Source organism: Micromonospora sp. NBRC 107095 (genome assembly GCF_030269705.1).
Classification (GTDB): domain Bacteria; phylum Actinomycetota; class Actinomycetes; order Mycobacteriales; family Micromonosporaceae; genus Micromonospora; species Micromonospora parva.
The window spans coordinates 17,656-36,390 of sequence record NZ_BSTU01000011.1; the positions used below are offsets into that span (position 1 = coordinate 17,656).

Annotated in this window: 16 protein-coding genes and 2 tRNA genes; 8 read left to right on the top strand and 10 right to left on the bottom strand. The window is 68.8% G+C overall.

What is annotated here, in order from left to right; all coding sequences use genetic code 11:
- Positions 1 to 116: 116 nt before the first annotated feature.
- Positions 117 to 884, bottom strand: coding sequence for an SDR family NAD(P)-dependent oxidoreductase (locus QSK15_RS32305; RefSeq protein WP_352232248.1), 768 nt, complete (start codon positions 882 to 884; stop codon positions 117 to 119).
- 279 nt (positions 885 to 1,163) lie between these two features.
- On the opposite strand from QSK15_RS32305, the gene QSK15_RS32310 reads away from it, so the two are divergent.
- A complete protein-coding gene (locus QSK15_RS32310; protein ID WP_285797831.1) occupies positions 1,164 to 2,651 on the top strand; it encodes an MFS transporter in 1,488 nt (495 codons plus the stop codon).
- A 167-nt stretch (positions 2,652 to 2,818) separates the two neighbouring features.
- A complete protein-coding gene (locus QSK15_RS32315) occupies positions 2,819 to 3,361 on the top strand; it encodes a class I SAM-dependent methyltransferase (protein ID WP_285797832.1) in 543 nt (180 codons plus the stop codon).
- A 94-nt stretch (positions 3,362 to 3,455) separates the two neighbouring features.
- On the opposite strand, the gene QSK15_RS32320 is transcribed toward QSK15_RS32315, so the two are convergent.
- The 5 genes from QSK15_RS32320 to QSK15_RS32340 form a co-directional block, all read right to left on the bottom strand.
- Positions 3,456 to 4,985 carry a non-reducing end alpha-L-arabinofuranosidase family hydrolase gene (locus QSK15_RS32320; RefSeq protein WP_285797833.1) on the bottom strand — a complete coding sequence of 510 codons (1,530 nt, stop codon included), beginning with the start codon at positions 4,983 to 4,985 and terminating at the stop codon, positions 3,456 to 3,458.
- 623 nt (positions 4,986 to 5,608) lie between these two features.
- Entirely contained in the window at positions 5,609 to 6,724 is a 1,116-nt protein-coding gene (locus QSK15_RS32325; protein WP_285797834.1) for a ricin-type beta-trefoil lectin domain protein, read from the bottom strand.
- A 54-nt stretch (positions 6,725 to 6,778) separates the two neighbouring features.
- Positions 6,779 to 6,985 (bottom strand): hypothetical protein, encoded by a 207-nt coding sequence (locus QSK15_RS32330; RefSeq protein ID WP_285797835.1) that lies wholly within the window; start codon positions 6,983 to 6,985, stop codon positions 6,779 to 6,781.
- Between the two features lie 308 nt (positions 6,986 to 7,293).
- Positions 7,294 to 7,366: transfer RNA gene (locus QSK15_RS32335), tRNA-Arg, on the bottom strand.
- Between the two features lie 35 nt (positions 7,367 to 7,401).
- A tRNA-Ser gene (locus QSK15_RS32340) sits at positions 7,402 to 7,492 on the bottom strand.
- An 824-nt stretch (positions 7,493 to 8,316) separates the two neighbouring features.
- Between QSK15_RS32340 and QSK15_RS32345 the strand changes: the two genes are divergently transcribed.
- A complete protein-coding gene (locus QSK15_RS32345; RefSeq protein WP_285797836.1) occupies positions 8,317 to 8,994 on the top strand; it encodes a hypothetical protein in 678 nt (225 codons plus the stop codon).
- Between the two features lie 4 nt (positions 8,995 to 8,998).
- Here QSK15_RS32345 and QSK15_RS32350 read toward each other — a convergent pair whose 3' ends face one another.
- Positions 8,999 to 9,769: a CPBP family intramembrane glutamic endopeptidase gene (locus QSK15_RS32350; protein WP_285797837.1), complete on the bottom strand. Its 771-nt coding sequence runs from the start codon at positions 9,767 to 9,769 to the stop codon at positions 8,999 to 9,001.
- 144 nt (positions 9,770 to 9,913) lie between these two features.
- Between QSK15_RS32350 and QSK15_RS32355 the strand changes: the two genes are divergently transcribed.
- The gene (locus tag QSK15_RS32355) at positions 9,914 to 11,029 is read left to right on the top strand and encodes a globin domain-containing protein (RefSeq protein ID WP_285797838.1); all 1,116 of its coding nucleotides are present in this window, start codon (positions 9,914 to 9,916) and stop codon (positions 11,027 to 11,029) included.
- 68 nt (positions 11,030 to 11,097) lie between these two features.
- On the opposite strand, the gene QSK15_RS32360 is transcribed toward QSK15_RS32355, so the two are convergent.
- A complete protein-coding gene (locus QSK15_RS32360; RefSeq protein WP_285797839.1) occupies positions 11,098 to 12,627 on the bottom strand; it encodes a peptide deformylase in 1,530 nt (509 codons plus the stop codon).
- A gap of 325 nt (positions 12,628 to 12,952) precedes the next feature.
- Between QSK15_RS32360 and QSK15_RS32365 the strand changes: the two genes are divergently transcribed.
- Positions 12,953 to 13,729: an IucA/IucC family C-terminal-domain containing protein gene (locus tag QSK15_RS32365; RefSeq protein WP_285797840.1), complete on the top strand. Its 777-nt coding sequence runs from the start codon at positions 12,953 to 12,955 to the stop codon at positions 13,727 to 13,729.
- A gap of 22 nt (positions 13,730 to 13,751) precedes the next feature.
- Here QSK15_RS32365 and QSK15_RS32370 read toward each other — a convergent pair whose 3' ends face one another.
- Complete coding sequence (locus tag QSK15_RS32370; protein ID WP_285797841.1) at positions 13,752 to 15,587, bottom strand: DUF6311 domain-containing protein; 1,836 nt, start codon at positions 15,585 to 15,587, stop codon at positions 13,752 to 13,754.
- Between the two features lie 212 nt (positions 15,588 to 15,799).
- Between QSK15_RS32370 and QSK15_RS32375 the strand changes: the two genes are divergently transcribed.
- Positions 15,800 to 16,510, top strand: coding sequence for a class I SAM-dependent methyltransferase (locus QSK15_RS32375; RefSeq protein WP_285797842.1), 711 nt, complete (start codon positions 15,800 to 15,802; stop codon positions 16,508 to 16,510).
- A gap of 99 nt (positions 16,511 to 16,609) precedes the next feature.
- Here QSK15_RS32375 and QSK15_RS32380 read toward each other — a convergent pair whose 3' ends face one another.
- Entirely contained in the window at positions 16,610 to 17,152 is a 543-nt protein-coding gene (locus QSK15_RS32380; RefSeq protein ID WP_285797843.1) for a YbhB/YbcL family Raf kinase inhibitor-like protein, read from the bottom strand.
- Between the two features lie 110 nt (positions 17,153 to 17,262).
- Between QSK15_RS32380 and QSK15_RS32385 the strand changes: the two genes are divergently transcribed.
- Positions 17,263 to 17,451 (top strand): hypothetical protein, encoded by a 189-nt coding sequence (locus QSK15_RS32385; protein ID WP_285797844.1) that lies wholly within the window; start codon positions 17,263 to 17,265, stop codon positions 17,449 to 17,451.
- Between the two features lie 226 nt (positions 17,452 to 17,677).
- Positions 17,678 to 18,568 (top strand): hypothetical protein, encoded by an 891-nt coding sequence (locus QSK15_RS32390; RefSeq protein ID WP_285797845.1) that lies wholly within the window; start codon positions 17,678 to 17,680, stop codon positions 18,566 to 18,568.
- Positions 18,569 to 18,735 lie beyond the last annotated feature (167 nt).

Consider the following 18,735-nt stretch of genomic DNA (forward strand, 5'->3'; position numbering starts at 1 on the left):
CCGGGCAGTGCGGTCAGTGATGTGTCCGCGATGCGCCTGAAGCGGCGGGTGCCGTCGAAGCCTCAGGCGCGGCGGGCGCTGTCGAAGCCTCCGGCGCGGCGGGTGCCGTCGAAGCCTCAGGCGGTGAAGGCGCCGTCGATGGCGATGGACGCGCCGCTGATGAAGGTGGCCTCGTCACTGAGCAGGAACGTGGTGAGCGCGGCGACCTCGTCCGAGGTGCCGGCGCGACCGGTCGGCTGCGTCGACAGGTAGCGCTCCGCGGCCTCCGGGGCCTGGCTGACCACGTTCTGCCAGAGCGGGGTGTCGATCAGGCCGGTGACCAGGGCATTGACCCGCACATTGGAGCGCGCCACGTCGAGGGCGGCCGAGCGCGTCAGACCGATGACCCCGTGCTTCGCCGCGTTGTAGGCGGCCTGCGTCGGGTCACCCTTCACGCCGGAGACGGAGGCGTTGTTGACGATCGCGCCGCCACCGGAGGCGATGATCGCCGGAAGCTCGTACTTGAGTCCGTAGAAGACGCTCGTCAGGTTGAGGGCGAGCGACCGGTGCCAGTTGTCACTGTCGGTCTCGCGCACGCTGGCCATCGGGCCACCGCCGGCGTTGTTGAACGCACCGTCCAGCCGCCCGTACTCCGTCACCGCGGCGTCGACGAGCCGCGCCATCTCTTCCTCCACCGTGACGTCGGTGGGCACGAAGAGGGCGGCACCGCCCGCAGTCCGGATCTGCGCGGCGACCTCCTCGCCGCGGTCCTTGTCCCGGGCGCCGATGACGACCCGAGCACCTTCCGTGGCCGCCCGCCTGGCAAACGCCAGGCCCATGCCCTGCGTGCCACCGGTCACGACCAGCACCTTCGATTCCAACCGTCCAGACATCTCGTCGCACATCCATTCGAGTGATGAGCCGCCGCAGGGAGCGGGGGCTTCGCGAGACGGAACGCTAGCCTTATCTGGAACGTTCGACAAAGTAACAGGCCTCACAACTGGGTTGCTCCGCAGCGGAGCTTCTCACTCCATCCCGACTTCTGGTGGGAAAACGTCGCCGTCACGCCGAGACCCGCCAACGCTGGTCCTGTAATCGCCCGCACATTCTGTGGTGGCCGTTCCATAACCTCATTAGCGTGGGTGGGTCGCAAAATCCCAGCAAATCACCCTTAAGGAACAGTCATGCCCACAGGTCACGCCGCGCCGGAGTCCCAACGGTGGAAGGCCCTGCTGTTCATCTCCATCGCGCAACTGATGGTGGTGCTCGACGGCGCGGTCATGAACATCGCCCTCCCCTCGGCGCAACAGGCGCTGCACTTCACCGACGGCAGCAGGCAGTGGGTGGTGACCGCGTACGGCCTGGCCTTCGGCGGCCTGCTGCTGGTCGGCGGTCGCATCGGTGACATGGTCGGACGCAAGCGCACGTTCCTGGTCGCGCTGGCCGGCTTCGCTGTCGCCTCGGCGATCGGCGGCCTGGCCGCCAACGCCGCGATGCTGCTGCTCGCACGGGCGCTCCAGGGTGTGTTCGCGGCTCTGCTCGCGCCCGCCGCGCTCTCGTTGCTCTCCCTGTCCTTCACTCAGCCCAGGGAACGCGCCAAGGCGTTCGGCGTGTTCAGCGCGGTGTCAATCGCCGGCGGTGCTGTCGGCCTGATCGTGGGAGGACTGCTCACCCAGTACCTGAACTGGCGGTTCGCGATGTTCGTCCTCGTGCCGATCGCGGTCATCGGAATCCTCGGCGCCAGCCGCACCGTTCACGACGACGGCGAGCGGCACCGCGCCCGACTCGACCTCCCCGGCGTCCTGCTGGCCAGCTCCGGGCTCGTCGGCCTGGTCTACGGGTTCGGTGTCGCCGAGAGCCACGGATGGTCGGCAGGCGTCACCATCGGATCGTTCACCGCCGGGGTGCTGCTGTTGGCGGCCTTCGTCGTGGTGCAGGCGCGGGTCCCGTCCCCGTTGCTGCCCCTGCGCGTCCTGACCGAACGCAACCGGGCCGCCGCGTATCTCTCGGTCGGCCTGGCGATCGTCAGCATGTTCGGGATGTTCCTCCTGCTCAGTTACTACTTCCAGCAGGTCAAGGGATGGTCGCCGGTGATGGCCGGGTTGGCGTTCATGCCGATGGCCGTGCCGCAGGCCATCGGGGCCACGCAGATCGGCGCCCGACTCGCGCACCGGATCGCCCCCCGACCGATCATGGTCGGTGGATACCTCGTCACCGCTGTCGGTCTGGTACTGCTCGCGCTGCTCGACGCGGACAGCGGCTTCCCGGAGATCGCGCTCGCCGAAGCCGTGATCGGGCTCGGCATCGGCACCGCCTTCATGCCCGCGATGAGTATCTCCACCCACGGCGTCGAGTCCACTGACGCCGGTGTCGCCTCCGCGATGATCAGCTCGTCGCAGCAGGTCGGCGGATCGATCGGAACCGCGCTGCTCAACACCATCGCGACCAGCTCGGCCGCCACCTATCTGCTCTCGCACGGCGGCCCGTCGGCCCAGACCCAGGTACGGAACGAGGCGCTGATGCACGGCTACTCGGTCGCGTACTGGGTCGCCGTCGGATTTGTGGTCACGGCGGCCCTCGTCTCCGCGACCATGGTGAACGCCGGCGCTCCGAAGCACGTCCCGGCCCCGCCGGACGCCCTCGGGGACGTCGCGCCCGTGCCCGTGCACTGACCACTGTCGTACCTGTCAGTCGGATCCGGTGACCGAGGACACGGTGCACCGGATCCGTCGAGAGAGTGGAATCAGAGCTGTGAGCAGAGAAGGCACCGGCGAGTGACGTGGTGGGGTCCGCTCTCCCGGCCCACGATCGGGGTCCGTCCAGTCCTGAGCCGACGCCCGTGGCGAGCGAATCGGTTCGGGTGACGGTCGGGTACCGACAGCGCTGGGCGGTGGAGACCATGGCCGTGGCGCCCGACGACCAGGTGCTGGAGATCGGGTGTGGTCGAGGAGCGGCGGTCTCCCTGGTCGCCGGTCAACTCACCACCGGCCGGATCGTCGCCATCGACCGCGCCGCGACGATGGTGCGGCTCGCGACCCGGCGGAACCTCGGCCACATCGACGCCGGACGAGCCGAGATCCGGTGTGCCGGGTTCGAGTCCGCGGACCTCCCGACTGCACACTTCACCAAGATCTTCGCGGTGAACGTCAGCCTCTTCTGGTTGGGCGACGCGGCGCAACCGATCGCTCGGATGCGAAGCCTGCTGGCGCCGGGGGGACGGCTGTACGTCTTCGGCGAACGACCCAGCGCCACGCATGCCACCGCGAACCTCGCCGCCACCGAGCTACTGCTCGCGGCCCAGGGGTTCGCGACGACCACGTCGAGCGTCACCCGCGGTCAGGGCCGGGTGCTGACCTGTGTCATCGGGACGCCTGTCGAGTGAGCTGAAGCATGACCGCGTACCCAACGTGAGCCGGGCGGGCTCGGCGTGTTGCCGAGCCCGCCCGTTCCCGGTCAGTCGAGCGTGATCAACCGTGTCAGCGCTGCAGCGTCAGCAGACCCGGCCGGTACGGCAACAGACCGTAGTCGACGCCGTTGGAGCTGGGGGACCGACCCTGGTACAGCAGTTGCAGGTTGCAGGCGTTCACGGTCATCGTCTGGTCAGCGCTGGTCCGCAACAACTCACCGTGGCTGATGTCGTTGGTCCAGGTCGCGCCACTGTTCGCCTTACCCGCGAACGGGTTGCTCTCACTGGTGGCCTGCGGCGTCCACGAACCACCCAGGCTGGTGGCGGTGAACGACCGGAAGTAGCGGCCCTGCGACCCGATCGCCTCCACGATCATGAGGTACTTGTTCAGGCCCTGCAGCTTGTACACCTGCACCGCCTCGAACAGGTTGTTCGTCGTGTCACTCATGATCGTCGTGTAGTTCGACCCGAAACTACCCGGGAAGTTCCCGATCGGCATACTCGCCCGGTAGATCTTCCCGTTGTCACCGGCGAAGAACAGATACATGTTCTGGCTGTCACCGATCACCGCCTGATCGATCGGCCCCGTACCCGAACCAGTGATACTCCCACTGAACAACGTCTGCGGCGACGACCACCCATTCGGGTTCGTCGGATCCGACGACGTCCGGTACGAGAACGCCGGCCCACCCCACTGATACGCCAACACCCAGATGTTGCGCGGCGCGAAGTAGAACAACGACGGCGCCACCGTCGCCGAATTCATCGCGTTCTGACTCGCCGAACCCATCTGCGAATAATTCGAGAACAACCCGAAGTTCATCGAACCCCAGCTGCTCCCGAAGTCGTGGGTGGTGGCGTACACGAGCTGCTGACCGTTGTACGGAGCGACGGTGAAGTCCTTCAACGACACCCAACCCGACCTCGGCTGCGCCAACGCACCAGTCGACGACCACCGGTACGTCGACGGCAGGTCACAGGTGCCGGTGGGCGGCGGCGTGGTGGGGTCGGTCCCACCGCCGACGCGGACGAACTGCCACTGCTGGTTCGCGCCGTTCCAGTCGTCGTACTGCACGATGTTTCCGCCGTCGGCGGTCGAGGCGCCCTGCACCTCCATCACCTTGTTGCTGTTCCGATTGATCAACCGGACGTAGCCGCCGTCGGAGTCGGCCAACCGGAACTGCTGGTTGGTGCTGTTGTTGTCGGTCCACTGCACGATGCTGCCGCCGTTGGCGGTCGAGAAGCCCGAGACGTCCAGCACCTTGTTGGACAGCCGCGACTTCACCCGGTAGTAGCCGCCACCGGAGTCGACGAACTGCCACTGCTGCTGATTGCCGTTGTTGCGGGTCCACTGCGTGATCCGCGCGCCGTCATTCGTGGCCAGGTTGTACACGTCCAAGGCCTTGCCGCTGTTGCGGTTGATCAACACGTACCACGCGTTCGTGTCGACCGTCGCCGCCGCGGCGGGCGATGACACCACCGCTACGGCGGCGCCACCGACCATCAACGCCGCCGCGCTGGCGGCGAGGAGACGGGGCAACCACCAACGTTGCCGCCGCGACGGCGGTGCGATTGTTGGAGACCTATCGAGGGCAGACATGATCCTCCTCCAAATGACCAAGAGCCGAACGGCCTGCCCGGGGGTGGGCGTACCGCGACGCGTGGCCGAGCAAACAGGCGTCAAGAAGTTAGCGTTAACAAGATGCCGGCGAGCCCTGGCGCACGCCTGATTCGAGATCGACGAGGCAGGGCTTGCCCGGAAAGCCAAGGTGTCGTCGTCCTTAGGCATCGACTGTGAGCGATAACATGCCGTTCGTCAAGACGTAACGTGCTGGGAACATCAACCGTCGTCGAACCGCGGATCTTGGAGCGGGACACCGTCGGCCGACTTCCCGCAGGCATCGCCCCAGATCCCGCCCAGACCACGACCAGAGCCCTTGAGACGGCGCTGAAGGGCGCGTTAACATCGACGGTTGCCCATCGCCTGGGATGCCGGCAAAAGCAGCCGCGCCGGCACCGGCGACCAACCGCACCGGCAACCCTCACAGACCCGCTCGTTGGTCGCCGTAGCGGCAGAGCCCCGGCCGCAGGTGTCGGTTCGTCGCCTCTACGGCGCGCGGCGTTGGCGGCGCCGGGTGGACGGAGTGGTTGATCCCGTCGTCCAGCCGTCGGTTGACGTCGAACGCTGGGATGCGATCCGACCACCCGGCGCGAGCGCCCGACCTATCGGCGGCTCCACTGCTGGTTGGTCTGGCCTGTGCAGGTCCAGAGCACGAGCTTCGTGCCGTTGCCGGTGCCCATGTTGTAGGGGTCCAGGCAGAGGCCGGACTGCACCCCGGTGATGGTGCCGTTGGCGTTCACGTTCCACTGCTGGTTCGTGCCGCCGTGGCAGTCGTAGATGGTGACCTGGGTGCCCGGGGAGGTGCCGTAGCCGGCGGCGTCGAGGCACTTGTTGCCGTACACCGTCAGGGTTTTGCCGGACGTGTGGGTCCACTGCTGGTTGGTGCGGCCGTGGCAGTCCCACAACTGCACCTGGGTGCCGTTGGTGGTGGAGGAGCCGGGGACGTCGACGCACCGGCCGGACAGCGTGCCCACGATGGTGGTGGTGGTCTGGCCGCCGCCGCTGCTCGGGTTGCCGATGCTGCCGGGGACCGACTGCAACGCGCTGTACCAGCGAGCGGCCATCTTGTCGTATCCGCCGGACGTGGGGTGGATGCCGTCGATCAGGTCGGCGGTGGTGAGGGCGCTGTGCATGTCGACGAGGTGCACCCGCTTACCCGCGTTGACCTTGCTCTGCACGATGCCGGGGATCGCCGCGTTGAAGGTGCGGACGGCGTTCTCCTGGTTGCTGTTGGAGAGCGGGATGAGTTGCGCGACGAACACCTCGGCGGTGGGCACGGTGGTGGTGATCTTGTCGATCAGCATGGAGAGCCGGTTCGGCGCGGTGCTCACGTTGTAGTTCTGCAGGATGTCGTTGGTGCCGATGTGCAGCAGGACGGTCGCCGGCCGTTGGGTGTTCAGCCAGTTGACGATGTTGGCGTCGATCTGGTCGATTCGCCAGCCGGGATGCCCCTGGTGGTCGTGGTCGCCCAGGCTGGCCGGCCCGTTGAACTGCGACCCGACGAAGTCCACCGTGTATCGACCGTTGACGAGGCGCTGCCAGAGCCCGATGCGGTACCCGCCGGGCACCTGGGTGCCCTCGGTGATGGAGTCGCCGAGGGGCATCACCCGTACCCCGCCGTTGGATTCCGCGCTGGCCGGACCGGCCGAGGTCAGCACCCCGGCGAGGACGACCCCGAGCGCGGCGGTTGCCGCGAGCCATCTTGCCCTCGTACGCATAGATTTCTCCCCTGCAGTGGTAGTGCTGACCGAGGAGTCAGGCCGTCGCGACCGTCACCACATCGGCATGACGATGCCGTCGCAGCACTGGGACGGGTTTGTTAACGTTAACAGCGATCCATGTAAATTCTTGTCGCTGCCCTCGCGCACGTCAAGCGCGCCGGCAACCCGGATCGCGGCGGCGGAGCCAGCGCGCTGCCCGTGGCGGATGATCGACTCGGTTTTCGAGAAGTCGGCCCGTCCTGGTCGCAGGGATGCCACGACTTCATGAAAGACGAGTCGATCATGTCTGCTGAGCCGCCCCGACGGCCTGCGCGCGTCACGCCGAGGTTCAGCGAGGCGCTGTGACCGGTGCGGGGGGGCGCACGGTGCCGCGCGGGCGGGAGCGGCCGGAACTAGGCGGACCTACGCCCGTTCAGCGCCCCAACCATGAGAGCGGGGCCAATACCCTGCAACCCAAGCGTGATTACGGAAAGCGACGAGACCAACATGGCAGCCAACACCCGACGGGAGCGGCCAACAAAAAACGCCTGACCGCGTTTCCGCAGGCCAGACGTCTTATGATCTTGTGCGCCCGAAGGGACTCGAACCCCTAACCTTCTGATCCGTAGTCAGATGCTCTATCCATTGAGCTACGGGCGCTTGTGCTCAGCCAGTGTACACACCCGGCTTTCGCGCGGAGACTCCGGGATTCGAACCCGGGAGGGGCTTTAAGACCCCAACCGCATTAGCAGTGCGGCGCCATAGACCAGACTAGGCGAAGTCTCCCTGGTGATCCTCAGACCACCGCGCCCGAGGATACAGGTCGCCACCCACCGGGAGCAAAACGACTTCCGGGGTACGCCCGCCAGGGCCACCAGCCCTCGGTGATTCCACGCTGTGCGACGGCGTGATCGGGACTACGCTCCATCGATATGCAGGAGCAGTCGCCCAGCGAGTCGACCCGTCGAGAGCCTGCTGAGGGAGCGCGTCGGCGCTCCCCACGGGCCACCTTCAGGCCGCCGACGGTGGCCGAGGAGCCGACCGGGGCGGCGGAGCCCACCGAGGCGGCGGCAGCCACGCCGGCGAGCCCGCGTCCTCGACGGGCCAAGGCCGCCCCGACGGTGCTCTTTCAACCACCGGATCCGGACCGCCCACTGCCCCGACAGCCTGGACGCGCACCGGCCGACCTGACCGACCCGACAGCGGGGCAGGCAGAAGTGTCGAACGGTGAGGAACCAGGCCCACCGAAGGCCCGCACCACCCCCACCCGCAAGGCAACTGCCCTGAGCGCGGCCGAATCGCCCGCCGGGGTGATCCCGACCACACCGGCACCGCGCAAACGTGCCGCGAGCCCCAAAGCCGCAAGCCCCGCCAAGGCCGCGAGCCCCAAAACCGCGAACCCCACCAAGTCCGCGGGGCCCACCAAAGCGGCTAGCACCACAGCCGCGAGCCCGAGCGAAGCGACGAACCCGAGCGAAGCGACGAACCCCAGCAAAGCGGCGACCCCGGCCAGAGCCGCAAAGGCCACCAAGCGCGCGGCCGCCCCACGCAAGAGCACCACACCGGCAGAGCCCGCCCCCGAACCCGTCGCCGAGCAGGTCCCGGCACCGGTGGTACCCGACACGCAGCAGGCTGAGCCGACTCTGGGGCGTACCCCGGAATCGGAGCTGCGGGCGGTCGCCGCGCGGGTGCTCGACCACCCTGGCTTCGCGCCGGAGCTGTTGGCGCTGGCCGCGGTGCGGGCCCTGGGGCCCGGCGCGGCCGGGTGGGCGGCGGGGTTGCGCACCCGGTACCCGGATGCGTCGGCGGACGGCCTGGGGCGGTTGGCGACCCGGCGGTTCGTCCGTTCGGCGGGCGCGGGCGGGGCGACCGCCGCGCTGGCCGGTGTCTTCGCGCCGCTGGCCGAGTTGGCGGCGGTGCTGTGGACGCATGCGGAGCTGGTCCTGCACCTGGCCGCGGCGTACGGCAAGGATCCGACGCATCCCGACCGGGCCGTCGACCTGCTGGTGCTGACCCAGGTGCACCCGGACCGGGAGAGCGCGGTGGCGGCAGTGGCCGCTGCGGAGTCGGCGGGAGACCCGGTCGAGGGGGCGTGGCCTCGGGCAGCGGAGGCGGCCTGGCGGTTGGCCGCGCCGCTCACCGCGCAGGCCGGTGGCTGGGTGGCGTTGCGGCTGGTGGCCCGGTTGCTGCCGGGCGCGGCGGTGCTCGCGGCGGCGCTGGGTGACGCGGCGGCGGCCGACCGGCTCGCGGCCCGGGCGGTGGCTGTCTATCGACCCGGTCGGGGTTGACCGGTCAGAGCCAGTCGAACCATTCGCGGGGCAGCAGCGCGTAGCCGACGAAGGCGAACACGTCGAGCAGTGTGTGCGCGATGACCAGCGGCATCACCCGCCGGGTGCGCAGGTAGAAGAGGCTGAACACCACACCCATGATCGCGTTGCCGACGAACGCGCCGAAGCCCTGGTAGAGGTGGTACGAGCCGCGGAGCAGAGCGCTGGCCGCGATGATCGCGCCCAGCCGCCACTGGAGCTGGCGCAGCCGGGTGACCAGGTAGCCGACCACGATCACCTCTTCCAGCACGGCGTTCTGCACGGCGGCGAGGATCAGCACCGGGACCGCCCACCACACGTCCGGCAGCGCGGCCGGCACCAGCGTCGCGTTGAGGCCCAGGTGGGCCGCCACCCAGAACAGCGCCAGCCCGGGTAGGCCGATGAGCGCCGCCAGGCCGGCCCCGCGCGCCACGTCCTGGCCGGGCCGCCGGGCGTCCAGGCCGAGGGTCCGCGCCGGGTCGCCGGGGTCACGGCTGAGCAGGTGTACGGCGAGCAGCACCGGCAGCAGCGCGAACACGATGCCGAGCAGTTGGTACGTGAGGTCCAGCCAGGGTCGGGCCGACGCCGAGGTGTTCAGCGAGGCGGTCTGCTTGGAGAGCGGACCGTCGGCGGTCAACTTCGCGATGATCGACACCACCGCGTAGATCGCGGACTGGCCGAGGGAGAGGCCGAGGACCAGCAGCGTCTCGGTGCCCAGCAGTCGGCGGGACACCGGGCGGGTCAGCTCAACGGTCACCGCACCACTCTGCCCGACGGGCGGCGGCCGTGACATGGCCGACCGGCCAGCATGAGCCGATCGCACATTCTGTGCGACCACTCGACACTCTCCGTGGAGATTCTATGGGCGCCCGATCCGTTGCCGTCTGGAGAAGGAGCGCCCGTGGACAACCTCGCGCGGTTGCTGAAGGAGAGCTGGGCCCTGGTCGAGGACGACCGGGTCCGGTTGAGCGGTCACTTCTACGCTCGGCTGTTCCTGCTCGACCCCGCCCTGCGGCAACTCTTCCCGGTGCAGATGACCGGCCAGGGTGACCGCCTGCTCGAAGCGATCATCGCGGCGATCCACACCGTCGACGACCCGGAGAGCTTTGACGAGTTCCTCCGGGCGTTGGGGCGCGACCACCGTAAGTACCACGTCGACGAGCAGCACTACGCGACGATGGGCACCGCGCTGCTGGACGCGCTGCGCAGCATCGCCGGTGACGGCTGGAACCTGGAGTACGACCAGGCGTGGCGGGAGGCGTACGCGGCGATCGCCGCCCTGATGGTGGCCGGCGCGGCCGCCGACGACGACCCGCCGTTCTGGCACGCCGAGGTGCTGACCCACGAGCGGTACGGCCCGGACACCGCCGTGCTGACCTGCCGGGCGTTGCAGCATCCGCTGCGCTGGCAGGCGGGGCAGTACGTGAGCCTGGAGGTGCCCCGCTACCACCCCCGGGTGTGGCGCAACTACTCGGTGGCGAACGCCCCGAACGACGACAACGTGCTGGAGTTCCACGTGCGGTCTCCGGGGGCCGGCTGGGTGTCCGGCGCGCTGGTACGGCGGGTGCGGCCGGGTGACCTGTTGCGCCTGGCGGCACCGATGGGGTCGATGACTCTGGACCGCGCCTCGGAACGGGACATCCTCTGCGTGGCCGGCGGCGTCGGGTTGGCGCCGATCAAGGCGCTGGTGGAGGAGTTGGCCACCTTCAACCGGACCCGGTGGGTGCACGTCTTCTACGGTGCCCGGCAGGCGGCCGACCTGTACGGCCTGGCCGCGTTGCAGGAGTTGGTGGCCGTACACCCGTGGTTGTCGGTCACCCCGGCGTGCAGTGAGGACCCGGACTTCGACGGCGAGCAGGGCGACATCCCGGACGTGGTGGCCCGGTACGGCCCGTGGACCACGCACGACTGCTACGTCTCGGGTGCCGCCCGGATGGTCCGGTCCACCCTGCGGGTGCTCGCCGCGGACGACGTGCCGCCGCCACGCATCCGCTACGACACCTTCGGTGACCTCTAGACGTTCCTCCCCCCACACCGGGGCGCGTGCCCCTGCCCCCTGGGGCACGCGCCCCGGCCCCTCGTCGGTCAGTAACTCCACGGGTGGGCGGTCTCGCGGTACTCCTCCACCGGCACCAACGGCACGCCGGGTGCCATCCGGTCCACGTAGAGCCGGCCCTCCAGGTGGTCGACCTCGTGTGCGACAAGGCGGGCCATGCCGAACTCGAACGAGGTGATGATCCGGCTGCCATCCCACTGGGCGTGCTCCACGTCCAGGCGCAGCGGCCGGGGCACCAGACCCCGGTGGTCGAAGAAGGAGAGGCAGCCCTCGTACTGCTCGTCGGTTTCCAGGTCGGCGTCGACCACCCGGGGGTTGAGCAGCACGACCGGCTCCGCTGCCCGGTCGGGGGGCCGCACCACCGCTGCCGCCCGGTCGATGCCGAACTGCGGGGCGGCGACGCCCGCCCCCTTGCTGAACGGGTGCAGCTCGTCCAGCCGGGCCAGGATCGCGGTGAGCCGGTCGACGATGGCCCGAGCCCCCCGTTCCTCAGTGGGCAGATCGAACGGGCGGGCACGCTGGCGGAGCAGGTCGGCCCCGCGTTGCAGCACGCCGAGGCCGCGCATCCGGTCGCTGGGTCGGACCCGGGTGGCGCCGGGCCCGACGTCCGGTTCGGTGTCCGGTCGGGCGCGGAAGCGCCACTGCATCCGGTATCGGGCGTTCAACGGTGGGTCGTCGGTCTGCCAGTCGTAGATCGCCCGGTCGCCCTCGTCGTGACGCTGCGGGGCCGTCCGCAGCGGGCCTTCCTCCGCGCTGAGCGAGGTCTCCACGCCCCAGACCTGTGGGTCGAGCGCCGCTGGCAGGTCCAGGCGTACGGCCAGCTGCCGGGTGGGCAGCCGGACGGCTCGCTGGAACCAGAGGCCCCACTTCTCGGGCCCGACGCGGTACGCGTACTCGACGGTGGCCCGGTCACCCGGATAGAGGGGGAATCGCCGCTCCCCGTTCTCGAAGAGCAGCCAGATCTCCTTGAACGCGTCCCGGTCGTGTTTGGCTCGCCAGTGCATCGGCTCCGGGTCCCCGCCGCCGTCGTCCCGGCGGGCCTGTATCTGCAGCTCGGCGAAGGTGAGGGGGTGTTCCCGGTGGTGCCGGTTGGAGCGGCCGGGGTCGTTCGGGTAGCGGTCGACGGCGACCCGGACCAGGTAGCGGGTGACCGGCTCAAGGCCGGCGTTGTACAGCTCCCGGCGGATGACGCAGCGGTAGCCGTCCTCGGCGTGGGTGAGGGTGGCCAGTTCCCGTTCCACGACCAGGCCGGTGCCGGGTGGCAGCCACTGCCCCGGCGGGTACGGCCCGCGGTGCGGCTGACCCACCCGGGCGTGCCGTAGGTCGTCGTACTCCCGGAAGCGTTGCCAGATCGCGCCGCTGGCTTCCAGGACGGCCTCGGCTCGGCGGGCGAAGTCCTCGGTGGGGCGGTGCCGGCGCCCCTCGACGTGGCTCACGTAGGACGGGTCGAACCCCATCAGAACAGCCAGTTGCTTCTTCGACAGCCCGCGCCCGGTCCGTTGCCGGGCGAGTTCGGCCGCGAAGGAGTCGGCAGCCCGTTCGAGGGGTGAGGTCGTCATCAGCTTCCTCGTGGCCGGGGATATAAGTTTCACGTTCCGTACCCGAGCACACACTCATGTGGCATCTTTTCGACACACCGCTTGACAAATCACCGACGGCACGGGTCACACGGTGGCGTTTCTCCGAACCGGCTCCGGGTAGTAGCCGAGGCGTCACACCCGCCGGATGCGGAGTGACCTGCGCCTCCGGGATTGGAGCAAGGCGAGCCTTCCCTTACGACCGCAGGTCTGGTTAGGCTAGCCTTAGCTCAGGACGGCACTCGTTCGTCCGCCGGGGCGCACTCCTCGGTCACAGAGACAGGGGACGACTCAGGTGACAGCGGTGATGCCGAGGCGGGAGGCCGCCACCACGCCGCTCGCCCCCGTCACCGCTGCGCTCCGGGCCATGTTCGGCACCGACGACCTCCCCGGCCTCGCCCGGGGGCTACTGGTCGAGGACGAGTTCGGTTGGTCCCCCGCCACCACCCTGATCGACGGCAGCCGACTGCCGGAGCTGCTGAACGGCGCCGCCGTCCGCTGGGGCGGCACCCCGCACGCCTGCGCGGCACTGGCCTGGAAGTCGTACAGCTACTGGGCCGCGCTGCCGGTCGTGCTCGGCTGGGCCTCCGCGCGGCGGGTGCCGCTGCTCGATCCGGCCGACCTCCTGATCCACTTCGAGGACCACCGACAGCTGCTCACCATGGGTCTGCGGCGGGGCACCACGGTGGCGGTGCTGCCGAACGACCCGCTGGCGCTCGCCGGCCTGCCGGAGGTGCGGGTCGTCGCCGACGAGGCGGAGCTGCTGGCCGCGCTGCGCGCCTCACTGCTCGACGCCCACCTGGCGCCGCTCATCACGGCGATCCAGTCCGAGGTCCGGGTGGGCACCCGGACGCTGCTCGGCTCGGTCGCCTCCGGCATCGCGCACGGCATCCTGCGGGCCGCCGACGGTCTGCCCGGCTCCACGGTGCAGAGCATCGACACCCTGCTCGGCGCGCTCGACCTGACCGACCTGATCGAGCTGGTGCCCGGGCCGACCGGTGAGCCGACAGTGCAACGGCGTACCTGCTGCCTCGCCTTCACCCTGCCCCGACCCAAGGTCTGCCAGGGCTGCTGCGTCCGCTAGGTCAGGGCGGGGCCGGCGCGGCTCAGTCGGTCAACGACCGGACGTCCCACACCCACACACCGCCGGTGAAGACCGGTTCGATCCCGGTCAGCTCGGTCATCCCCCGACGCAGCGCGGCCTCGTGCTCGTGTGGCCCGAGGATCACCACCCCCGCCCGCCAGTAGCGCAGGTCGTCGACCGCTCGGACCCGACTCTGCGGGGTGATCGGCGGCACCGCCCCGGTGCGCCGGATGGTGTTGAAGAAGTTGCTGGTGGGACGCGGAACCGCACCGAACAGCGCGACCTTCGGCGGGTCGGCGTTCGGGCGGGTGTCCGGGCCGAGGAAGTAGCCCCGGGCCAGCGGCATGTCCAGCCGGGTGGCTGCGGACCAGCGCAGCGGCTCCGCGTACGTGGTGTCGGGCAACGGCAGGGTGACCACACTGCGCCCCCCGCTCACGTACGGACGCCACGCCCCACTGGTCACGAAGGTGGGGATCGGGTCGAGGCGGGCCACCGGCAGCGGGGTGGGAACGATCGGCAACAGGGCCATCGTGAGCATGGTGGCGGTGACGAATCGAATCTGTCCGCGGGCCACCGGGTGCGCGTACGCCAACTCGCGGGCCCGTTCGGCGCCGTAGGCGAGCAGCAGCCCGATGATCGGGGTGATCGCCAACGCCCAGCGCGTCGGCACCACCGAGTGCAGGATGGGCAGGTTCTCCAACGCCGCCCAGGGGCCCGGCACACCCGTACCCCGGTTGTTGAAGCGGACCTCCCGACCCAGTGAGAGCACCGCGAAGAGCAACCCGAGCGCGGCCAGCGCGAGCACCACTATCGAGCGGCGCAGCCACCAGACCAGGGCGATCACCAGCACCACCAGTGCCCAGCCGAAGAAGCTGTTCTCCTCGGTCGGGTTCTTGGCCAGACCCGCTGCGGTGCGCGCGTTCCCCGCGAGGGACTCCCGGGAGTACGCGACGAACGAGGCCAGGTCGCTGGAGTAGCCGCGGATCAGGCGGGACAGCCCGGAGTACGCGTCCGGGCCGAAGAACTGGACGTACAGGGGGTACGCCAGCAGGAGAGCGGCGACCCCGGCGGCGACGGCCAGGCCGGCGAGGAAGGACCGGGCCCGTGACCGGATGTCCGCGCGGCCGAGGGCGAGCACACCGATCACCACGCCGAGCCCGATCGCGGTCATCAGCAGGATCTCCAGGTTGAGGAATGCCTGCCAGACGATGACGAGCGCGAGGAGGACCCCGTTGCGCAGCCAGCGGCCCGGGTCGCCGAGTCGCAGCGTGCGCCAGATGATCAACGGGACGACGAACTGCGACACGATGTTCGGGTGCCCATTGGCGTGCGACACCATCGCCGGCGCGAACGCGCAGAAGCCGGCGCCCAGCCAGGCCGGTCCCCGGCTGCCGATCATGACCCGGGAGAGCACGAAATACCAGGCCGTGGCGGTGGCAATCATGCCGGCGGTGAGAAAGACCAGGAATGACGCGCGCGGCCCGAACAGCAGGGTGATCGGCGTCATTGGCAATGAAATGGATAATACGGACGTATTGGCCATCAGATTCACGCCGTCGGAGACGTTCATCTGATTGGAATGGAACGGATACGCAAAGTGCGTGACTACTCGCGCACCGTGGGCCATCATCCATTCGAACTGCGACTGATCGGACTGGTTGTCCCGCACATCGCTGCCCGGGTCCAGCCAGAGTCGACCGGTGACCCAGAAGCCGAGCGCCACGAAGCTCAGCACGGCGACCAAATCCGCCCATCTCCCCCTGCGGGAAGGCCGAACGGCACCGGAGGCCCCCTCCGCCGACGGCGCGGCGGCCGGGCCGTCGCTGCCGCTGGGCACGTCCGGTTCAGGAGTAGTCATGACAATTCATAGGGTAGTCAGCGTATGGCACCGCCGTGACATGTTTCGGGGTACTGCCGTACTATGTGCCGGGTTCGCCGACCGCCGATCACGAATCCACCCCCCGACCACAATTCGGCCACCCCGATGCCCCGATTCTTCTGCCGTCCCAGCGGATGCTTCACTCTGTCGGTCCAGGCACGGGTCGAGTTCATATCGTGAGGAATCGACGCATGGCAGAAATCACTGGGGATCAGCGCGTGCAGTCCGAGGTGCTGGAAGGCCTGGCAACCGCTGTCAACCACCGTCGCTGGTTCATCGAGCTGGCCGTGCCGTACCTCGGCGACGACCCGATCGAGATCGGCAGCGGCCTTGGTGACTACGCGCTGGAATGGTCAGAGCGGCTGCCCCGGTTCACCGCCACCGAGGCCGACCCGGACCGGCTGGTGCAGCTCAAGGAGCGCCTCGCCGACCGTCCGAACATCGACGTCCGGCAGATGCTGCTGCCGCACAACGACCGGGGCGACTACAGCGCCGCGGTCTCGTACAACGTCCTGGAGCACATCGAGGACCACGTGGGCGCGCTGCGGAGCATGCGCGACCTGGTCCGACCCGGCGGCGCCGTGATCATCATCGTGCCCGCCTTCCAGTTCGCGATGGGCCCGGCCGACATCGCCACCGGGCACGTCCGCCGCTACACCAAGAAGACGCTCGGTGCGGCGATGACCGACGCCGGTCTCACCATCGAGAAGATCCACTACGCGAACGCGCTCGGGCTGATCGGCTACTTCATGGCCACCAAGGTCTTCCGGCTGATGCCGAAGGAGGGCCCGATGGTCAAGGTGTACGACACCCTCGTCCTGCCCGCCACCAAGGCCGCCGAGCAGTTGGTCCTCCCGCCGTTCGGCCAGTCCGTCTTCGCCGTGGCCCGAGTGCCCTCCTGACCCCCACCGCCGCGCGATCTTGCGCTTTCGGTCGTCGCTACGCTCCCTGTGTCGGGAAAGTCGGGACAGAAAGTGCAAGATCGCGGCGGCTGGGAGGTGCTACTCCTTGATCTGGTACGTCGGGCGGATCACCGCTCTCGCCAGGGTGTGGAACGTGAGGTTGAAGCCCACGTAGGCGGGGGTGGCGTCCGGGGTGAGGTCGAGGCGCTCGACGTCCACGGCGTGCACCGCGAAGACGTACCGGTGCGGGCGGTCGCCGGGTGGCGGAGCCGCCCCGCCGTAACCCTGGTCGCCGTAGTCGTTACGCACCGAGAACGCCCCGCCGAGGTCGGTGCCCGCCGCGCCGCCCGCCCCGCTGGGCAACTGAGTGACGCTGACCGGCAGGTTCACCAGCACCCAGTGCCAGAAACCGCTACCGGTCGGCGCGTCGGGGTCGTAGCAGGTCACCGCGAAGCTCTTCGTCTCAGCGGGAAAATCCGACCAGGTCAGCTGCGGCGAGATGTTGTCGCCCCCGGTGCTGCCATGCGCGTGCCGGGCGTCCATCGGCTCGCCGTTCTGCACGTCGTCGCTGGTGAGCGTGAACGAGGGCAGCGTCGGCAGCAACTCGTACGGGTCCGGGGCGATCGGTCGTTCCAGGGTCATGGGGACGCGTCCTTCCGATGTGCGGAGATACCAGCCCCTTCATACCCCGCTGCGGCCCTCCCGACGACCCGAAGTACGCGCTGACCGACTGTGGTTTCGCGGAGCTACGTTTGAGTTCGGGCAACGTTCCGCAGGGGGACACCGTGGCCGGCATCTGGCGGGACTTCGTGGTAGCCGTCATCACCGCGCTCCGCCGCCGCGACGAACAGGCCATCGCCGACGAACGGCGACGCGCGGTCGAGCGACTGGCCGAGGAGACGATCCGCCAGCAGCGCCGGACCACCGACCCGCCGCAGTGATCGGAATGTGCGAACACGGCGGCAGGATGACACTTCCACCACCTCACCGAAATTGCGTCGTCGGCGTTTCGCCATAACCGATCCCCGGCCGGCACCAATGTCGCCTACCCGACCTTGGCCGACCTTCGGCGGCGGAACCTGCTATCTCTGAGTAACGGCGGAAAGTCGGCAGTATGAGGCGGCAGGGTGGCCGATCGACCAATAGGCCGAGTCACGGAGGAACCGAGTGACTGTCATCGCGGACGGCATCCTGCTCGTCAACTCTCTGCAGTACGCACCACAGTGGGCAGCTGCCGAAATCTTCGCACTGGCGAGAGCGGGACACCTCACACTCGAATCAACAGCAGAGGGTGTGGCACTCACCCGCACCGACAAGGCCACCGCCGGCATGGAGCTTGAGGAGCGACTGCTGCTCAATGCCGTCTCGCCAGAGGCCGTGCTGCGCACCGAACACCAGGTGCCGGTGGCGCAGACAGTCACAGCGCTCACCTGCCAGTTGCTACGCCACAGAGGGCTTGCCCGCAAGCTGAGCCCTCGCCGGTTCATGCGCCGGGTGAGCATCTGCAGCTATGCCTTCTCGACCGCCCTCGGGATAGCACCGATCGCCGTCTTCCATTCCGCCAATTCGGTGTGCCTGGGGCTCGCACTCTTTGCGACGGGGGTCATGAGTTGGAACACCAACGCCGGTGTCAACAAGGCGAGGGCGCGGGCCGTGCGCTTCACGCGGCAGGGAAAACGGCAACACAAACGGCTCAGGAAGCTCAGCCGTCGTCTGATAGCCAGGTCCGAGCCGGGCCAGGAAGATCTACTTGCCCACGAACTGCTCTGGACCATTCACGTTCCGCTCGTTCATGCCCCTACCGAGGCACCGCGATGGTTCACGGGTGAATGGCCAACGGATCCGGCGGAACGAACCGCATTGCTACGCGCGATGTTCGAATCCATCGCGACGGGATTGAACCAGCCCGTCGACAAGAAGGGCCGTTTCGCGCTGGACGAGAACACCATGAAGGAAGCCGAGCTGTATCTGACCATCGATGGCATCAAGGAGACGGGTCAGATCCTGGTCGGCGTCGACACCGGCACGGACATCGACTTCTCTCCGGGCGGCTCGTAGTCAACGCCCCCGGCAGCCGAGCTGATCAACGCCGGTTGGTGGCGGAGGGTGTGGGATTCGAACCCGATTCGGGTACCTGGCCGGTCGCCCGTCAACCCCTCTGAGCTGTGCTTGAGTCAGTCGGAGTCAGTGAAGCTCCGCCGTCCTCAGTTACGAGTCCCCCCAGA